An 18,718-nucleotide genomic window follows, 5' to 3' on the forward strand; every position below is an offset into this window, starting at 1 on the left:
AAATACTGTTGGTAACGCCTGTTTTAATTAACTCAGCAACAGCTATCAATAACTGTGCATGTATACAGTGTAAATTTATACAGTAATTGTCGAATTTGCAAGCTTGCCTTTAGAAAAGTGCGACTGTTTAGTAAAGTTTTTTACCCCAGCCCAGTTTATTGCGTAATACGTGGTAATAGCTGTAGCCGGGGGGATGCACCAATCGCAGTGGGGTAGGGTGTTTGCGGATGTAGATTTCATCTCCTGGCATCACTGCCAGAATCACATGGCTGTCGCAACTGATCTGCAGGTGAGCGTCGTTAGTGTCGGCTACTTTCAGGCAAATTTCACTGTTGCCTGACACGACCAGTGGCCGGCTGCTTAACGTATGGGGATACATGGGCACCAGACACATAGCGTCCAGATCCGGGGTAAGTATTGGTCCGCCGCCAGAGAGTGAATAAGCCGTTGAGCCAGTGGGCGTGCTAACGATTAAACCGTCAGAACGCTGGCTATAAACGAACTCGTTGTTAATATAGGCTTCGAACTCAATCATATGAGCCACTTTATCAGCATGCAATACGGCCTCATTCACTGCGCTGTTGCTGCTTTTAATGCTGCCATGCCGGTGTACCGATATTTCCAGTAGGTTTCTTTTTTCGGTAACAAAGTTGCCGTCCAGCACATCGGCTAAAGGTTGTTCAAAAAGCTCGGGTGATAAATCCGTTAAAAAGCCTAAATTGCCCCGATTAACACCAAGCACTGCCACATCAAACCGGGCCAGCACCCTTGCGGCACCAAGCATATTACCATCACCACCGACCACAATGGCCAGATCACAGGTTTTACCCAGGTCCACTAAGTCGAGAACCCTGGCATCGGCCAAAGCAAGTGAATGGGCAACCCGCTCTTCAACAAACACCTCAAGGCCTTTAGCACAAAGGAAATGATACAGGCTAACCAGGGTATGGTTAGCACCCTGATGATTGGGTTTTCCAATCAAACCAATTTTTGTAAAAGCATGACTCATATAAGGGTTCCTGGCTGGTGTTGTGCCAGTATAGCGGTCACATTAGCCGACGACCAGCCTCTGCGCTATTTTGGTGATTTATCAACTTGATATTGCTGTTTTAGCCCCCAGATCCATAACCAACACTGAATAAGGTATTATGTAGTATGGCGGTGGACCTCAGCAGGACTGAGCTGATCTTAAAGCTGATCGTAGAGCAATATCTGGCTGATGGTCTGCCGGTATCCAGTAAGCTTATTGCTGAAAATAAGGCACTGGATGTCAGCTCTGCCACCGTGCGCAACACTATGGTGCAGCTTGAACAGCAAGGCTTTATTCGCTCACCCCATACATCGGCCGGTCGTGTGCCCACCACCAGTGGTATCCGCTTATTCATAGATAAAATGCTAACCATGCAACCGTTAAATGGTCGCTGGCAGGCTGAAATACAGCGCCAGCTGGTACCGACGTTGCCGGTATCGTTGTTGTGTCAGCAAGCCGGCCAGTTATTAACTAACCTGACCGGCTGTGTTGCCATTATCAGTGCGCCCAAAGCCAGTGGCCGCGAAGTGCGGCAAATCGATCTGGTGCGCCTGGCCAGTGACCGCTTACTGCTGGTGGTGGTGGATGAAGATGGCGATATTTTACACCGGGTTCTTGACTGCGCCCAGAGTATCGACAGCGCTACATTGAGCAAAGTATTGTGTTTGCTCAATGCAGCTTTGTCGAACGGCCAGTGGCAGGACGGCATTGCCCGTCTGGCAGGCATTGCCAGAAATGAAAGTGGCTGTAGTCAATTATTGATTAACAAAGTGTTGGGGCAACTTAGCCTGGATGAGTTTTTGCAGCATCAACCCCTTATTTTTGGTCAGCACCAATTACTGTTGAGCCCGGAGTACCAGCAAAATCCGGTACTTCAGCAAGTATTTCAAATGCTGGAGCAACCTGCCGGCTTAATTAATTTATTGCAAAAGATTTCCAGTGACGCGCACCCAAAGCTTATATTGGGCAAAGAATCGGGGTTTGTGGAGCTGGCCCCGGTGAGTATTATCAGTCAGCGTTATCAAACAGAGCCGCATCGCTTTATCGCATTGCTTGGACCACGGCGCATGAATTACGCCAGGTTGGTGCCACTGGTGGAAGCTTGTGCGCATCGTTTAAATTTAAACTTGAATCGACAGAATCCATCCCCATAATAGACCTACTTTCATTTGGAGTAGTTAGCATGACAGAGCAAGCAAAGCCGAACGAGCAGGCTGAAGAGATTAAGCAGGATAACCCGAACCAGGAAAGCCAGGCTAATGATCAAGCCGATACTGTTGAATTGTCTGGTGAACAAGCGGTAATTTCGAAACTGGAAACCGAACTGGCTCAGGCCCAGGCCAAACTGGCAGATCAGCAGGATTTAATGCTGCGCATTAAAGCAGATGCGGAAAATGCCCGTCGTCGCGCCAGTCAGGATGTGGAAAAAGCCCACAAATTTGCGCTGGAAAAATTTGCAGGTGATTTGTTGCCGGTGGTCGATAATCTGGAGCGGGCGCTGGCGTTTATTAACCGCGAAGATGAAGCCTTTGCCGGTATTATTGAAGGCGTAGAGCTGACCATGAAAAGCTTTCTGGATACGGTCGCCAAATACGGTGTGCAGCAAATTGACCCGCAAGGTGAGCCCTTTAACCCGGATCAGCATCAGGCGATGACTATTCAACCTTCTGCTGATGTTGCGCCGAATACTGTGACTTTTGTGATGCAAAAAGGCTATGAATTAAATGGCCGGTTATTACGTCCGGCCATGGTTGGGGTGTCAAAAGCACCGGAATAAACTATCTGATTAATAAAAAAACCGGCGGCAGCCGGTTTTTTTATTGCCAGAATAATTGACTGCTTAAAATAAGGCTGGCAGAACCAGCGATTAGTTAGTGTCTGGATTAGCCAGCTGCTATTGTTATAAATAGACAGTGATAGTTAATAAGCCAGTAGGCGGGAAAGACACGCGCATTGGCAACCCACTGACATTGCTAACCAACTAAAAACCGTCTTTTAAGGAGCAATATATGATCAAACGTATTGTGCTGATGGGCGAATGTCTGGTTGAGTTTTGGCAGGTAGAAAGGAACAATTATCAGCTGAACTTTGCCGGCGATGTGTTTAATACTGCTGTCTATTTAACGCGCAGCTGCGAAGTGCCGGTAAACGTGCAGTTTTTCACCGCAGTGGGCACCGACAGAATAAGTGACAAGCTGCTAACGGCGGCTGAGCAAGAAAAAATTGATACCACTCTGATGCTGCGCAGCAAAACAGCCCGCCCCGGCCTGTATATGATCAATTCCGATGCCGTTGGCGAGCGCAGCTTTGTTTACTGGCGTGACAACTCTGCCGCCAAACAGGTCATGCAGTGTTATACGGTGCAACGTAACTACGATGCGCTTAAAGGCTGTGATATGTTTTATTTTACTGGCATTACCCTGGCGATGTTATCCGATGCTGACCGCACCACTTTATTCACCTTGCTGGAACAACTAAAACAGGACGGCAGCCAGATTGTGTTTGATCCTAATTACCGGCCGACACTGTGGCCCAATGCCAATATTGCTAAAGCGGCCTTTGTCCAGGCGTACCGGTTAGCCGATATCGCCCTGCCTGGATTGGCTGACCATAAAGTGCTGTTTGACGCTGAGCGCACCGATCAGGTGGTGGAACAGCTAACGGAACTGGGTGTAGCTGAAATTATTGTTAAAGATGGCAAAAACGGCATTAATGGTCGTGTTGAACAACAATGCTTTAGCGTCATGGCCCATCCGGTGAAAAAAGTGGTTGATACCACGGCTGCCGGTGACGCTTTCAACGGTGGATACTTAGCAGCCCGCCTTGGCGGCATTGCCCCACAACAAGCTGTTAAGTTCGCTGCCCGGCTGGCTGGCTTTGTGGTCGGGCATGTCGGTGCTATTGTCGGCGAAGAGCAATTTAAACGCTTTGGTGCCAGCCACCGGCCATCAGATTTTGCAAATTAAAGTTATGCATTCTGTTATGTCTTGCTGATCAGGGCATAGCCAAAAAAGTTAAAACCTGATATCACTTAAGCTAACTGTAGTTTTGAGACGTTTTGCTGTGCCATTACCTGTTGCATTCCAAAAAGCCGTAAAACAGCTTATTCCCGCTAAGCGCTATTTTGACGACCCTATCGCTACGTTAGCTTATGGTACCGACGCCAGCTTTTATCGCCTGTTACCCAAACTTGTGCTGCGGGTAGAATCTGAGGCCGAGGTGGTGGCGCTGCTGAAACTGGCGAATCAGCATAAGGTAGCCATTACCTTTCGGGCGGCGGGTACCAGTTTATCCGGCCAGGCAGTCACCGACTCGGTGCTGCTGGTATTGGGGGAAAACTGGCAGCAGCGCGAGGTGCGTGGTCTGGGTGAACAAATTCGCTTGCAGCCCGGGGTAATTGGCGCCGCGGCCAATAGTGTCCTGAGTAAGTTTCAGCGCAAAATCGGCCCTGATCCGGCATCAATTAACAGCTGCAAAATTGGTGGTATTGTCGCCAATAATGCCAGTGGTATGTGTTGCGGTACTGCCCACAACAGCTTTAATACCCTGGCCGCGATGCGTCTGGTGCTGTTCGATGGCACGGTGCTGGATACCGAAGACGGTGACAGTGTCGCATCTTTTAGGCAAAGCCACGCCAGCTTGCTGGCCGATTTGGCGTTGCTGGCTGAGCAAACCCGGCAGGACGAAGAACTTTGTGCCAAAATCCGCCATAAATACCGTTTAAAAAACACCACGGGCTTTTCGCTGAATGCGTTAACCGAATTTACTGATCCGATTGATATTCTTACTCATTTAATGGTCGGCTCTGAGGGCTGCCTCGGTTTTATCAGTGCCGTAACCTATAACACGGTGCCGGATTATCCGCACCGGGCCAGTGGCCTGCTGGTATTTCCCTCGGTTAATGAGTGCTGTCAGGCAGTAACTGTACTAAAGCCATTGAGGGTATCTGCGGTGGAGCTGCTCGACCGGCGCAGTTTACGCTCGGTTGAACATAAAGCCGGCATGCCAGGGTGGGTTAAGCAGGTATCAGATAATGCCTGCGCCTTACTGATTGAAACTACCGCGGTATCCGCTCAGGTATTACAGCAGCAGCTTGCTGAGCTTCGTACGATTGTGCAGGGCTTTACCCTGGAGCAGCAGGTGGATTTCAGTACTGATCCGAAAGTCTTTAACCAGCTTTGGGCCATTCGCAAAGGCACTTTTCCGGCAGTGGGTGCAGTACGCCAGACCGGCACTACGGTGATTATTGAAGATGTCACTTTTGAGCTTTCGCAGCTGGCAGATGGCGTGGCCCGACTGCAGCAGTTATTTGCTAAATACCGCTATGATGAAGCGATTATTTTTGGTCATGCTTTAGAGGGCAATCTGCATTTTGTGTTTACCCAGGGCTTTGACGATCCGGCTGAAGTTAAGCGCTATGCCAGCTTTATGCAGGAGGTCACCCAACTGGTGGCCGTCGAATTTGGCGGCTCGCTTAAAGCCGAGCATGGCACGGGTCGGAATATGGCGCCGTTTGTTGCGCTGGAGTGGGGACAGGATGCCTATCAGCTGATGTGGCGGCTGAAAAAGTTGTTGGACCCACAGCATATTCTTAACCCGGACGTGGTACTTAGTGATAACCCGCAGTTGCATTTGCAGAATTTAAAACCATTGCCGGCGACTAATCCACTGGTCGATAAATGCATTGAGTGCGGTTTTTGCGAGCCGGTTTGCCCGTCGCGTAAGTTAACCCTGACCCCGCGCCAGCGCATTGTCACGCAGCGGGAAATTTCACGGTTGCAAACAACGGGCGAGGATGCAGTGCGGCTGAAGGCCCTGAATAAAGCTTATCAGTATGCCGGCAATGATACCTGTGCAGCCTGCGGTATGTGCAGCAGCGCTTGCCCGGTTGGTATTAATACCGGTGATTTAACCCGGCTTCTTCGCGCTGAAAACAACCGGCGCTGGCAGGGGCTGGCAATCTTTATGGCCCGCCATTTTGCCGTGGTAAGCTCGATGGCACGCTTTGGCCTTAACGCAGGGCAGCGCTTGGCTAAGGTGTTACCCGGCTGGCACCGTGCCATGCCTACTGCTATGCCCAATGTTAAGGATGCTGCATTAAATAAAACAAATCCTGCGCGTAAGCCTGTTATCTATCTGGCCAGTTGCAGCAGCCGGGTAATGGCGCCGCAGGCTGATAGTCAGGACAGCCGCAGCCTGATGCAGGTAAGTACTGACTTACTGGCTAAAGCCGGTTATCAGCTGATCACGGCGCCCGGGCTGGCTAGCCAGTGCTGCGGCATGCCGTTTTTATCAAAAGGTCAGCTTGCTGCAGCTGAACTTAAGCAAACCGCGCTTAACCAGTGGTTGTTAGAAACCAGTAATGGGGGTCAGATCCCGATTTATTCCGACAGCAGCCCCTGCAGTTTAACCTTGCAGGGCAAGCTGGACCCACGCCTGACAATCATCGACAGCGTCGATTTTCTGTATCAGCAGGTACTGCCAAAGCTGAGCATAATACCGCAGCCAGAGCCGGTGGCGCTGCATACCAGTTGCAGCGCCAGTCAGTTAGGGCAGGCGGCAACGCTTAAGCAATTAACTGCTGCCTGTACCGGCCAGGTAGTGATCCCTGAGGGGATCAGCTGCTGCGGTTTTGCCGGTGACAAAGGTTTTGTGCTACCAGAGCTTAATGCCTCAGCCTTGTCCGATTTAGCTGCTCAGGTAAGTAAGTGCTCACGGGGGGTATCGACCAGCCGCACCTGCGAAATTGGCTTATCTCATCATAGTGGTATTGAATATCAGCATATTATTTATTTGCTGGATAAGTGCGCACGGTAATGTAATAGTTTGCATAGCACCCGCAAATACATGATGCTGCAAGGGATAGAGTATCAGGAGACAGCAAGTTGACAGAATCTGATCAGCAAAAAAGTAATGTTACTAAAAGCTACATAGTTGCCGCACTGATGATCCTGATTACTTTTCTGTTGGCTGCCTGGTATGCCAATACGCAGCGGGAAAGTCACTTTCAGTCACGACTCAATGACATTCAGCTGCTGCAACTGACAAAACAACAATTGCTGCAACAGGAAGCTGAACGAAAACTTGAATTAGCCGTCGATCTTATTGCTGCTGACCCCACCCTGCAACAGTTGCTGTTGCAAGCTGTCGAACGCTATCAGCAACAAGGGCCCAAGGCTGACCTTAGCGCAATTCGTCAGCAACTTTTACCAATCCTCAATGGTTATTGGCAGAAAGTTACACTGTATGGCGCCAGTCAGTTACACCTGCATCTGGCGCCGGATGCCTTTACCTTACTGCGTGCTCATCGGCCGGAACGTCATAGTGACAGCTTAATAAATATCCGGCCGCTGGTGATGCACAGCTTAACCAGTGGTACCCGGGTTACCGGAACAGAACTTGGCCGCCACGGTTTAAGCCTGCGAGCGGTAGTGCCGGTGTTTAATAGTCGGCATGAAGTGCAGGCCGCTGTTGAGCTTGGTTTTGATTTGCAATCCGTTTTTGCCGCTCGCCAGCAATACTATGCAGCAAGTGGAGTTTCTACTGACAACTTGGTTAAAGAAGCCAGACAGAGTACGATATTACTGGTTAAACCCACAATGACAATTGCCCTGCATGATGATGTCAAAGCAAAATGGTTGACGTCACGGCTCTGGCACAGTCCTACCCAATCAGATATGTTGCAATTCTGGTTGAACAATCAGCTGATACCTGAAAACGTCAGCAGCCCGCAGCAGCTTATTTTAGAATTTAACGAAAGAATTTATGCTGTGTCATTATTACCATGGCCGGTGTGGGGGCAAAATAACCAGCAAAACGGACAAGTAGTCAGTCTGAGCTGGCACGATATTAGCGCCCAGGTGAATACGCAACAGCGAACAGATAAAATTATCTGGCTGATATGGCTGGCAGCCTGTTTTAGCATGTTATTTCTTGCGGTGTTGCTTATAACCTTTTTGCGACGCCAGGCCCGGCGCGAAGTATCGCAGCAACAAAAACTGGTTAAACAGTCAGAACAAAAGTTGTCTGCGTTATATCAGTTATCGCCGCTCCCTATTTTATTAAACCGGTTTAGTGACGGTGCTTTTGTTGAGTCGAATCCGGCCATGGAGAAACTTACCGGCTATTCACTGGCCGAAATAAAGCAATTAAGTTATTGGGATCTGACCCCGGAGCATTATGCTGCTGCGGAGCAGGAGCAACTAAAAGCGCTGACAGAATACGGTCGCTACGGCCCTTATATTAAGCAGTACCGGCATAAAAACGGCGAGCTGATAGATATTGAACTTAACGGTGTACTGTTTAGTGATGATCGCGATGAAAAGTTTATTTGGACAATCATCAAAGATATCCGTGAAATTAAACGCATAGAGAAACTCAAAGATGATTTTGTTTCTACTGTTAGCCACGAGCTGAGAACGCCATTAACCTCAATTAGTGGATCGCTCGGGTTAGTGTTGGGCGGGGCCGGTGGCGCGCTCAGTCCAAAAGCGGAAAAATTGCTTGGTATTGCTCATAAGAATAGCCAGCGCTTAAATTTGCTTATCAACGATTTGCTCGATATCGAAAAGCTTGTAGCTGGAAAAATGCGCTTTGACGAAGTTGCGGTAGCATTACCAGGTATACTGCAGGACGCACTGGAGCAGCATCAGCCATTTGCACAGCAGCATAACGTTACGCTAACGCTAAATCCGGTTCCGGATGTGCTGTTGTGGGTAGATGCAGCCCGTGTGCAGCAGGTGTTGGCTAATTTTTTATCCAATGCAGTCAAGTTTTCGCCGCCACAAGCAACGGTTTCAGTGGGAGCAGAAGTGCACGGCCAAATGGTAAAAATATGGGTGCAGGACCAAGGGCCGGGCATTGCTTTGGCAGACCAGGGGCAGCTATTTAAGCGTTTTTCTCAGTTAAAGCATGAAGATAATCAGGCCAAAACAGGTACCGGACTTGGTTTGGCGATTAGCCGCGAAATAGCGTTGCAATCGGCAGGGGATATTGGTGTTAACTCCGTCTCGGGTGAGGGGGCTACGTTTTGGCTGGAGTTGCCAATTCATCAGACACTAGTTCATCCCGGGCTTCATGAAGCGATACTGGTAATAGAAGATGATGCAGATACGGCAATGGTGCTGTGTGAGTTTTTGCAGACTCAGCATTATATTGCCGATTGGGCGCCAGATAGTGCAACCGCATGGCAGCGGTTAGCAGAAAAGGATTATGCGGCGATAACGCTGGATTTGAAGTTGGATGAAGAAAGCGGAGCTGATTTCTTTCTGCGGCTGCGTGATAACCCCGCAACAGCCAATTTACCGGTACTTGTTATCTCTGCCTTTATCGAACAAGGGAAATTGCAGTTAGCCGCTATAGCGAATGCGCTGGATTGGCTGGAAAAGCCGGTGACCCCAGAGCTATTAAGCGTGAAACTTGGGCGGTTATTAACTGAACTACCTTATGCAAACCGCCACCAACGCATTTTACATGTTGAAGATGATAACGATATCATCACTATAATGCGGCTGCAGCTGGCGAATCTTTGTGAATATCATGCAGCTTCATCGCTGGAGCAAGCAAAAAAAATGCTGCAGCAGCAACAATTTGATCTTATCTTACTGGACTTGGGCTTGCCTGATGGTAATGGCATGAGTTTGTTGCATGATATTACCGATTGTCAGGGAGACATTCCGGTAGTCATTTTCTCTGCACAGGATTTAAGCGTTGAAAATAAACAAAAAGTACGTGCTGTATTTAGTAAAAGCCGTATAAATACTGAGATACTGGCAAAGTATTTAAAAAACATCCTTGATTAAGTATACAAGAGGCAGAAATGGTACTAAAACGGGTAATGCATGTCGAAGATGATGAATCAATCCGTACGGTCGCAGAAATTGCCCTGGTAGATGTGGCCGGTTTTGAGTTACTTAGCTGCGATAGTGGTCAAAGCGCACTGGCTCAGGCCGCAGATTTTGCACCGCAGCTTATTCTGCTGGATGTAATGATGCCGCAAATGGATGGCTTGCAGACCCTGGCTGCGTTGCGGCAGTTACCGGTAACAACACACACACCGGTAGTGTTTATGACGGCAAAAATTCAGCAAAATGAAAAGCAGCAATATATCGATGCCGGCGCCATTGCGGTGATTGAAAAGCCATTCGACCCCATGCTATTGGGGGATACTTTACATCAGTTGTATAATCAGCAATCTGGCAGTCGTTAACGCACAGATAAAATGAGGGCGTCATCCTTTTGCGCAAGCTTCAGCTAGAAATTTAAAAACCGGTAAACGCTGCGACGCTTACGCCTAAATTGTGACACCTGGAGATAATATGCAACAGCCGCCAGTACCCGCAAACGAAAAAGAACGCCTGCAGGCTCTGTTTGATACTGCACTTCTTGATACTGTTGCCGAGACCAGGTTTGATCGGCTAACCCAGCTGGTGCAGCAATGCCTGAATACCGAAATTGTTCTTATTTCATTAATTGACAGCAATCGGCAGTGGTTTAAGTCCCGCCAGGGGCTGGATGCTTGTGAAACGGGGCGCGATATCTCTTTTTGCGGGCATGCTATTTTGGATGCAGATATTTTTGAAGTGGCTGATGCCAGTAAGGACCCTCGCTTTGCTGATAACCCTTTAGTTACCAGTGCCCCTTTTATTCGCTTTTACGCCGGGGCTCCGCTGCAATTTAATGATCAACGCATTGGTACACTTTGTATTATTGAGTCAAAGCCCAGGCAGTTAACAGACACAGAGCGGCTAATCCTGTGCAATTTTGCTAATGTTATTGAGCAGGAAATTGCGGACCGGTTACAAGAGCAAGCACATCAAAAACTTGCTGCCAGTGAACTGATGCACAGATCTGTACTAGATGGCACCCGAATTGGTACCTGGCAGTGGAATGTTCAGACCGGAGAAACGGTATTTAACGAGCGCTGGGCGGAAATTGTCGGGCATACTCTCGAGTCATTAGCACCGGTATCCATCGACACCTGGATGGGTTTGGCCCACCCGGAAGATTTGGCTGAATCGGGTCGATTACTGGAGCAGCATTTTAATGGTGAGTTAGCTTTCTATGATTGTAAATGCCGGATGCGCCACAAAGACGGACATTGGGTATGGGTGCATGACCGTGGCCGGGTCGTCAGCCGGACCGAAGATGGCAAGCCGTTAATGATGTACGGCACCCATGCCGATATTACTGAACAAAAGCAAGTCGAGCTGGAGGTAAAAGCCAGCCGTGACCAGTTTAAAAATTTATTAGCCAATATTCCGGGTATGGTTTACCAGTATCAGCAGTGGCCTGATGGCAAAGCCGCCTTTCCCTACACCAGTGATAACATAAAGAAGATTTATGGGGTAACAGCAGAGCAGGTTAAACAGGATTCTACTTTCCTGTTTGATAAAATTCATCAGGATGACCTGGAAGGCCTGGCTCTGAGTATAGAAAAGTCAGCAAAGAATTTATCGCTTTGGCAGTATCAGTACCGGATTTATCAGGATAATGAACAACCAATATGGCTGTCTGGTCGCGGCACTCCAGAGCGAATGGCTGATGGCAGTACCCTTTGGCATGGATATATTGAGGATATTACCGACATCAAGCTGCACTATCTGGAGCTTGAGCGCGTAAATAAAGCGTTAAAAATAACCCAACAACGACTCGATACCGCTAGTGAAAATGCGCTAATTGGTTTTTGGCAGGCTTCGTTGAAAACCGGAGAACTCTGGTGGTCGCCGGTGATTTACCAGATATTTGGTTTTAGTGAAACAATAACGCCAAGTGTTGAATTGTTTAAAAGCACCTTACACCCGCAAGATGCTCAGTTGGTTGCAGAAAGTGAACAGCGCGCACTTGAAACCGGGCTGCACGATGTTGTGCACCGGATTATCAGGCAAGACGGCACGATCCGTTGGGTACATGAACTTGCCAGAATGTTACCGCCAGAGGAAAATCCCCAGCTGATTATGGTAGGGTCAGTTCAGGATGTTACCGAGAGAATGCAGCTGCAGCAGATGAAAGATCAGTTTGTATCAACGGTAAGTCATGAGCTACGTACTCCATTAACCGCAATGAATGGTGCGCTCGGTCTGCTGCTGTCTGGCCAGCTTGCTGAATTTGATCCCAAAGTGAGTAAGTTGCTGCATATTGCGCAGAGTAATAATAATCGCTTACAGCATTTGATTAATGATTTGCTGGATATTGAAAAACTGACAGCAGGTAAGATTGAGCTGAATACAGAGGCCTTATTGCTACAGCCTCAGCTTGAGTTGGCGCTAAGTAATTTGCAACCCTACGCGTTGGACTATCAGGTAAGGTTGGCATTAAAACCCTGCTCAACGCAATTGCAAATAGTTGCCGATAGCCAGCGATTACAGCAGATACTGGCAAATCTGCTGTCAAATGCGATTAAGTTTTCCGGAGCCGGTAAAACGGTAACGTTATCAGCAGCCGTTGTAGCGGATAACATCAGAGTATCAGTACAGGATCAGGGCCCTGGGATCCCGTTAGAATTTCAATCCCGATTATTTGAACGGTTTGCGCAAGCTGATGGCTCCAACCGTGGCCATAAAGGGGGCACTGGCTTAGGCCTGGCCATCAGTAAAAGTTTACTTATGCAAATGAATGGTCAAATCGGTTTTCAGACGCAGCAGGATGTTGGAACTACTTTTTATTTTGAATTGCCGCTGGTGTCCGTTAGTATCAGTGACAACAGTGACCATTAAGCCGTTTATGCAAAATGGTGAGCAATGGCATGTGGCGACAACACTATTAGCCCGGGCAGTATTTGAATGAGTAGTAGCAAAAGTAAAGTTGATTTGTCATCCGCATTTTCCGCCTTGCGTCTGAGGTTCGAGCAAACATTACCGGAACGCGCCGCAAATTTGCAGGTTATACTGGCCGCCGCCGACACTGAAGCTGCCGCTTTATTACCGTCAGTGATCAATGAAGCGCATAAACTGGCGGGAGCTTGTGGTACCTTTGGCTTTGCTACTCTGGGTAGTCTTGCCCGCCAGATTGAACAGTTGGCGGTGGCGGTGCAGGGTAAAACATCCGCAGAGCAGCTGTATTCATTATCACAATTAAAGCACTTATTGCTGGAATTTGATGTTGCCGTGAGTATGGCATTGCAGTCTGGTCAGCATGATACAGTTGCCAGCATCATGCCGCTGGCTGAAAATACCAGTGTATGGTTATTGCTTGATAACCAGCAGCTTATTGCTGAGCTTACCGGGCAGCTAGAGGCTTTTGGTCATAACGTGACCTTGTTTTCAGATTTTGACAGCTGTTTAAGACAGTTGCAGCAAACAGCACCCGCAGTGCTGTTCGCCGACACTGAACTGAAGCGGGGCGGCTCACTGTTTCAGCAAAAGCTATTGCTGGAGTCTCTGGTTAAAAGACACGCGCGATTGCTGGTATATTCAACCACCGATAGCTTTGAACTGAGAATTAAAGCAGCAGAATACAGGGCGGCTGCTTTTTTTATTTCGCCATTGAATATTCCAGACATGGTTACATCCATTGGCGAAATGCTTGAAGAAAGCATTGGTAAAACCGGCAGAGTTTTTATTGTCGAAGATGATAAGTTGCTGGCAGAGCATTATGCACTGGTGTTGAGTAGTATGGGAATCGAAACCCAGGTAGTGGGTCGGATCCGTAATATTATCGATGAGTTAACCCGGTTTCAGCCTGATTTGATCTTGATGGATATGTATATGCCGGAATTCTCCGGTGCCGAGGTGGCAGGGTTAATCCGCCAATATAAATCGTTAAAAAGACTGCCGATCGTTTATCTTTCTTCTGAAACCAACAAAACATTGCAAATAAAAGCCATGGCTCATGGCGCTGATGATTTTATTACCAAACCTATAGATGACCTGCAACTAGCTCAGGCAATAAAAGTGCGGCTGGCACGTAGTTTACAAATTAAAAACCTGATTGAAAAAGACAGTTTAACGGCACTGATTAAGCACAGCGCTATCAAAGAGGCTGCTGAACTGGAATACGAACGCAGTGAACGGAGCAAAAAACCAATGAGTGTGGTGATGCTGGATATCGACCATTTTAAAAAGGTCAATGACAGCTATGGCCACGCGGTGGGTGATTTAGTTATTACATCATTGGCGACACTGCTGCGCAAAAGGATCCGTAAAACCGACCGGGCTGGTCGCTACGGGGGGGAGGAGTTTATGCTGGTATTGCCAGAGTGTCCTGCAGAGCAAGCCAGAATGCTGGCCAATCAGTTATTGACGGCTTTTGCCACCTTGCAGTTCAACATTAATGATCGGCCATTTTCCTGTACCTTTTCGGCTGGAGTTGCGTCGGCACCAGCCAATAATATTGCAAGCGCAGCAGAATTAATTAACGCTGCCGATGAGGCCTTATACCGGGCAAAACGTGCCGGACGCAATCAGGTATGTTAGTTATTTTGCCGGTTTGCACATAACAGCCACTCTTTCTAAATTTTTTTAACTAATAACCTTGAATCGATCAGGGCTAATCCCCACTAATCAGTCAACGCAATTTTTAATTGTTCAGAATATAAGTGGAGAGCAGTTATGGGTAGAATAATCGGTATTGACTTGGGTACAACCAATTCATGTGTTGCTGTGTTAGATGGCGACAAACCTCGGGTTTTAGAGAACGCAGAAGGCACACGTACTACGCCTTCAATTATTGCTTATGCTGAAGATGGTGAAGTATTAGTAGGTCAGCCAGCAAAACGTCAGGCTGTTACTAATCCTAAAAATACCCTGTATGCGATAAAGCGTTTAATTGGTCGTCGCTTTGAAGACGAAGAAGTGCAACGCGACATTAAAATTATGCCGTTTAAAATTATTAAAGCGGATAACGGCGATGCCTGGGTTGAAGTTAAAGACAAAAAACTGGCCGCGCCGCAAATTTCAGCTGAAGTGCTGAAAAAAATGAAGAAAACGGCTGAAGATTTCTTAGGCGAACCGGTTACCGCCGCCGTTATTACGGTGCCGGCCTATTTTAATGATGCACAGCGCCAGGCAACCAAAGATGCTGGCCGCATTGCTGGTTTAGACGTAAAACGGATTATCAACGAGCCAACTGCTGCGGCGCTGGCTTATGGTATGGATAAGAAGAAAGGCGACACCAAGATTGCAGTGTATGACTTAGGTGGCGGTACCTTCGATATTTCTATCATTGAAATTGACGATGTAGACGGCGAGCAAACCTTTGAAGTGTTGTCCACCAATGGTGATACCCACTTAGGTGGAGAAGACTTCGATAACCGGGTAATTAACTATCTGGTTGATGAATTCAAAAAAGAGCAGGGCATGGACCTGCGTAACGATTCGTTAGCGATGCAGCGGGTAAAAGAAGCTGCTGAAAAAGCTAAGATTGAGTTGTCATCCGCCTCGCAAACTGAAGTTAATTTGCCTTACATCACTGCGGATGCGTCAGGCCCGAAACATTTAAATATTAAAGTGACCCGCGCCAAGCTGGAATCTTTAGTAGAAGATTTGGTGCAGCGTACTTTAGAGCCGCTGAAAAAAGCCTTAGCTGATGCCGATTTAAGCGTAAGCGAAATTAATGAAATTATCCTGGTTGGTGGCCAGACCCGGATGCCTAAAGTGCAGGAAGCGGTAACGGCTTTCTTCGGTAAAGAGCCACGTAAAGATGTCAACCCGGATGAGGCGGTAGCGGTAGGTGCAGCCATCCAGGGTGCGGTACTCTCTGGTGACGTTAAAGACGTATTGCTGCTGGATGTTACTCCGCTGTCGCTGGGTATTGAAACGATGGGTAGCGTGATGACCGCGCTGATTGAGAAAAACACCACTATCCCGACTAAAAAGTCGCAAGTGTTCTCAACCGCCGATGATAATCAGGCGGCAGTTACCATTCATGTGTTGCAGGGCGAGCGTAAGCGCGCCACAGACAATAAATCACTAGGCCAGTTCAACCTGGAAGGTATTCGTCCGGGGCGTCGTGGTGAGCCACAAATTGAAGTGACCTTCGATTTGGATGCTGATGGTATTTTACATGTGTCGGCGAAAGATAAAGACACCGGTAAAGAGCAGAAGATTACCATCAAGTCGTCTTCAGGTTTATCAGAAGATGAAATTGCTGCCATGGTACGTGATGCAGAAGCACACGCTGAGGAAGACAAAAAGTTTGAAGAACTGGTGCAAACCCGTAATCAGGCTGATGCGATGGTACATGCTACCCGTAAGCAACTGGAAGAAGCAGGTGATAGTTTAGCCAGTGAAGACAAAGCCGCTATTGAAACGGCAATCAACGAGCTGGAAACTGCACTGAAAGGCAGCGATAAGGCAGAAATTGATGCTAAATCGCAGGCGCTGATTCAGGCTTCACAGAAGTTGATGGAAGCGGCTCAGGCGAAAGCCCAACAGGGCGGTGCCGATGCCGGCCAGCAACAATCTGCTGGTGCTGACGATGTTGTTGACGCTGAGTTTGAAGAAGTAAAAGACGACAACAAATAATACGGGCCCGGGCTGCATCTAATGCAGCCCTATGACTAAGAAGTAAGTACTGAATTTATGTCAAAGCGTGACTACTATGAAGTATTGGGTGTCGCTAAAGGCGCCGATGATAAAGACATCAAAAAGGCTTATAAACGCCTCGCTATGAAATTTCACCCTGACCGTACTCAGGGTGATAAAGGCATGGAGGAGAAGTTTAAAGAAGTTCAGGAAGCCTATGAGGTTTTATCAGACGAGCAAAAACGCGCTGCCTATGATCGTTTTGGCCATGCCGGGGTAGATCCTAACCGCGGCGGCGGTGGTTTTGGTGGCGGCGCGGGCGCTGGCGACTTTGGTGATATTTTTGGCGATGTGTTCGGCGATATTTTTGGTGGCGGCGGTGCTCGTCGCGGCCAGTCGCGGGCGCAGCGTGGTTCAGATCTGCGTTACAATCTGGAACTCAATCTGGAAGAAGCGGTTAAAGGTAAGTCGGTTGATATTAAAGTACCAACTTACGTTAACTGTGACAGCTGTGATGGTTCAGGTGCAAAAAAAGGTACGTCTGCCAAAAGTTGTCCAACCTGCCATGGCGCGGGTCAGGTAACCATGCGTCAGGGCTTTTTTGCAGTACAGCAAACATGTCCTACCTGTAATGGTCGCGGTAAAATTATTCCGGAGCCTTGTAGCAAATGTCATGGCGAAGGCCGGGTTGAGAAAACCAAAACGCTATCGGTTAAAATTCCGGCAGGTGTTGATACCGGCGATCGTATTCGTCTAACCGGCGAAGGCGAAGCAGGCATGCATGGTGCGCCAGCAGGCGATTTGTATGTGCAGGTTAATGTTAAAGCGCACCCTATTTTTCAACGCGATGGTAATAACTTGTACTGTGATGTACCACTGAGCTTTGCTACTGCAGCCCTTGGTGGTGAAATTGCGGTGCCTACGCTGGATGGACGGATCAAGCTGAAAATACCAGCGGAAACCCAGACCGACAAAATGTTCCGCTTGCGGGGCAAAGGTGTGCAATCGGTCCGCGGTGGCGGGGTGGGCGATTTGGTTTGCAAAGTGGTGATTGAAACGCCAGTTAACCTGAGCGACAAGCAGAAAGAGTTGTTGCGACAGCTTGAAGACACCATGGGCGGTGAAGGTGAAGCAAAACATCGGCCTAAATCAAAGGGTTTTTTTGATGGTGTAAAAAAATTCTTCGATGATTTAACTGGTTAAATAAACATAAAACCACCTTCGGGTGGTTTTTTTTTCAACTGCCGATACAATTAACAACATGGGTACATTCGGTGGCCCTGCCTTAATAAGGATTTTGATATGTTGAAGAAGTTTTCACTGGCTGCAGTAGCTGCTATGGTTGTTATGTCATGCGCACAATCACCAACGGGGCGTAATCAGATTATGCTGTTTGATAGCAAACAGTTGAGTACGATGGGTGAGCAAACTTTTGAAACAATGAAGGCTGAAACACCGATCAGTAAAGACGTCAGAACCAATGATTATGTGCAGTGCATCGCCAGTGCTTTATTGCGGGTAACGCCGGAAGAATATTTGATTAACCCATGGGAAGTTGTGGTATTTGACAGTGAACAAGTAAATGCCTTTGCTTTGCCTGGCGGTAAAATAGGGGTGTATACCGGTCTGTTAAACGTAGCCGAGAATCAAGAGCAACTGGCTGCCGTTATTGGTCATGAAATAGCCCACGTTATTGCCAGTCACAGTAATGAGCGCTTATCCACCAACCAGTTTTTACAGTCCGCGTTAGCGCTGGGCGATGCAGGCACCAAGGCTTATGGTGTGCAGTATCAACAGGAAATTATGGCTGCTCTTGGTTTGGGCGCACAATTAGGGGTAACTCTGCCATTTAGCCGAACGCATGAAACTGAAGCAGATGTAATCGGACTGGATTTAATGGCTAAAGCTGGCTTTGAACCACGCCAGGCGGTAAATTTGTGGCAGAATATGGCAGCAGCCAGCAGCAATAACACCCCGCAGTTTCTATCCAGCCATCCGATACCGGAAAACAGGATAGCGGAATTGCGCACAAGAATGCCGGCTGCGATGGCTACTTTTACGGAACGGAAACAGGCGGGGCGTTTACCAGCTTGCCGTAAATAATGGAGGCGGCAGCGGGCTGTAGCCGTCAGATAAATTTACAATATAACTGTTTTCTGAAGCACGATTTTTGATAAATCTGCTATTTTCAACGAATTACAGTGTTGGATTGGAATTTGCATGATGC

12 protein-coding genes are annotated in these 18,718 nt (G+C 48.0%); 11 read left to right on the top strand and 1 reads right to left on the bottom strand.

Annotated features, from left to right (window positions below; all coding sequences use genetic code 11):
* Positions 1-127: 127 nt before the first annotated feature.
* Positions 128-1,009, bottom strand: coding sequence for an NAD(+) kinase (gene nadK / locus B2Q61_RS08120; RefSeq protein WP_290618877.1), 882 nt, complete (start codon positions 1,007-1,009; stop codon positions 128-130).
* Between the two features lie 146 nt (positions 1,010-1,155).
* Here nadK and hrcA point away from each other — a divergent pair, with 146 nt between their 5' ends.
* From hrcA to B2Q61_RS08175, 11 genes are all read left to right on the top strand, one after another.
* A complete protein-coding gene (gene hrcA / locus B2Q61_RS08125; RefSeq protein WP_290618875.1) occupies positions 1,156-2,184 on the top strand; it encodes a heat-inducible transcriptional repressor HrcA in 1,029 nt (342 codons plus the stop codon).
* Positions 2,185-2,213: 29 nt separating this feature from the next.
* Positions 2,214-2,807, top strand: a complete 594-nt coding sequence (gene grpE, locus B2Q61_RS08130; protein WP_290618873.1) for a nucleotide exchange factor GrpE — start codon at positions 2,214-2,216, stop codon at positions 2,805-2,807.
* A 232-nt stretch (positions 2,808-3,039) separates the two neighbouring features.
* Complete coding sequence (locus B2Q61_RS08135; RefSeq protein ID WP_290618871.1) at positions 3,040-3,996, top strand: sugar kinase; 957 nt, start codon at positions 3,040-3,042, stop codon at positions 3,994-3,996.
* A gap of 97 nt (positions 3,997-4,093) precedes the next feature.
* Positions 4,094-6,847, top strand: coding sequence for an FAD-binding and (Fe-S)-binding domain-containing protein (locus B2Q61_RS08140; RefSeq protein ID WP_290618869.1), 2,754 nt, complete (start codon positions 4,094-4,096; stop codon positions 6,845-6,847).
* Positions 6,848-6,915: 68 nt separating this feature from the next.
* On the top strand, positions 6,916-9,831 hold the full coding sequence (locus B2Q61_RS08145) for a response regulator (RefSeq protein WP_290618867.1): 2,916 nt from the start codon (positions 6,916-6,918) through the stop codon (positions 9,829-9,831).
* 17 nt (positions 9,832-9,848) lie between these two features.
* Positions 9,849-10,238, top strand: a complete 390-nt coding sequence (locus tag B2Q61_RS08150; RefSeq protein ID WP_290618865.1) for a response regulator — start codon at positions 9,849-9,851, stop codon at positions 10,236-10,238.
* Between the two features lie 109 nt (positions 10,239-10,347).
* On the top strand, positions 10,348-12,744 hold the full coding sequence (locus B2Q61_RS08155) for a PAS domain-containing protein (RefSeq protein WP_290618863.1): 2,397 nt from the start codon (positions 10,348-10,350) through the stop codon (positions 12,742-12,744).
* A gap of 66 nt (positions 12,745-12,810) precedes the next feature.
* Positions 12,811-14,442, top strand: coding sequence for a diguanylate cyclase (locus B2Q61_RS08160; RefSeq protein ID WP_290618861.1), 1,632 nt, complete (start codon positions 12,811-12,813; stop codon positions 14,440-14,442).
* A 135-nt stretch (positions 14,443-14,577) separates the two neighbouring features.
* On the top strand, positions 14,578-16,491 hold the full coding sequence (gene dnaK, locus B2Q61_RS08165) for a molecular chaperone DnaK (RefSeq protein WP_290618859.1): 1,914 nt from the start codon (positions 14,578-14,580) through the stop codon (positions 16,489-16,491).
* 57 nt (positions 16,492-16,548) lie between these two features.
* Positions 16,549-17,694 (top strand): molecular chaperone DnaJ, encoded by a 1,146-nt coding sequence (gene dnaJ / locus B2Q61_RS08170; RefSeq protein WP_290618857.1) that lies wholly within the window; start codon positions 16,549-16,551, stop codon positions 17,692-17,694.
* A gap of 99 nt (positions 17,695-17,793) precedes the next feature.
* On the top strand, positions 17,794-18,594 hold the full coding sequence (locus B2Q61_RS08175; protein WP_290618855.1) for a M48 family metallopeptidase: 801 nt from the start codon (positions 17,794-17,796) through the stop codon (positions 18,592-18,594).
* The last annotated feature ends 124 nt before the right edge of the window (positions 18,595-18,718 follow it).

The organism is Arsukibacterium sp. UBA5043 (assembly GCA_002415085.1).
GTDB lineage: Bacteria > Pseudomonadota > Gammaproteobacteria > Enterobacterales > Alteromonadaceae > Alishewanella.

What these genes read in the sequence shown, in the direction of transcription:
- nadK (WP_290618877.1), bottom strand. Translation starts at nt 1,009, where the DNA reads ATGAGTCATGCTTTTACAAAAATTGGTTTGATTGGAAAACCCAATCAT.
- hrcA (WP_290618875.1), top strand. Translation starts at nt 1,156, where the DNA reads ATGGCGGTGGACCTCAGCAGGACTGAGCTGATCTTAAAGCTGATCGTA.
- grpE (WP_290618873.1), top strand. Translation starts at nt 2,214, where the DNA reads ATGACAGAGCAAGCAAAGCCGAACGAGCAGGCTGAAGAGATTAAGCAG.
- B2Q61_RS08135 (WP_290618871.1), top strand. Translation starts at nt 3,040, where the DNA reads ATGATCAAACGTATTGTGCTGATGGGCGAATGTCTGGTTGAGTTTTGG.
- B2Q61_RS08150 (WP_290618865.1), top strand. Translation starts at nt 9,849, where the DNA reads ATGGTACTAAAACGGGTAATGCATGTCGAAGATGATGAATCAATCCGT.
- B2Q61_RS08155 (WP_290618863.1), top strand. Translation starts at nt 10,348, where the DNA reads ATGCAACAGCCGCCAGTACCCGCAAACGAAAAAGAACGCCTGCAGGCT.
- B2Q61_RS08160 (WP_290618861.1), top strand. Translation starts at nt 12,811, where the DNA reads ATGAGTAGTAGCAAAAGTAAAGTTGATTTGTCATCCGCATTTTCCGCC.
- dnaK (WP_290618859.1), top strand. Translation starts at nt 14,578, where the DNA reads ATGGGTAGAATAATCGGTATTGACTTGGGTACAACCAATTCATGTGTT.
- dnaJ (WP_290618857.1), top strand. Translation starts at nt 16,549, where the DNA reads ATGTCAAAGCGTGACTACTATGAAGTATTGGGTGTCGCTAAAGGCGCC.
- B2Q61_RS08175 (WP_290618855.1), top strand. Translation starts at nt 17,794, where the DNA reads ATGTTGAAGAAGTTTTCACTGGCTGCAGTAGCTGCTATGGTTGTTATG.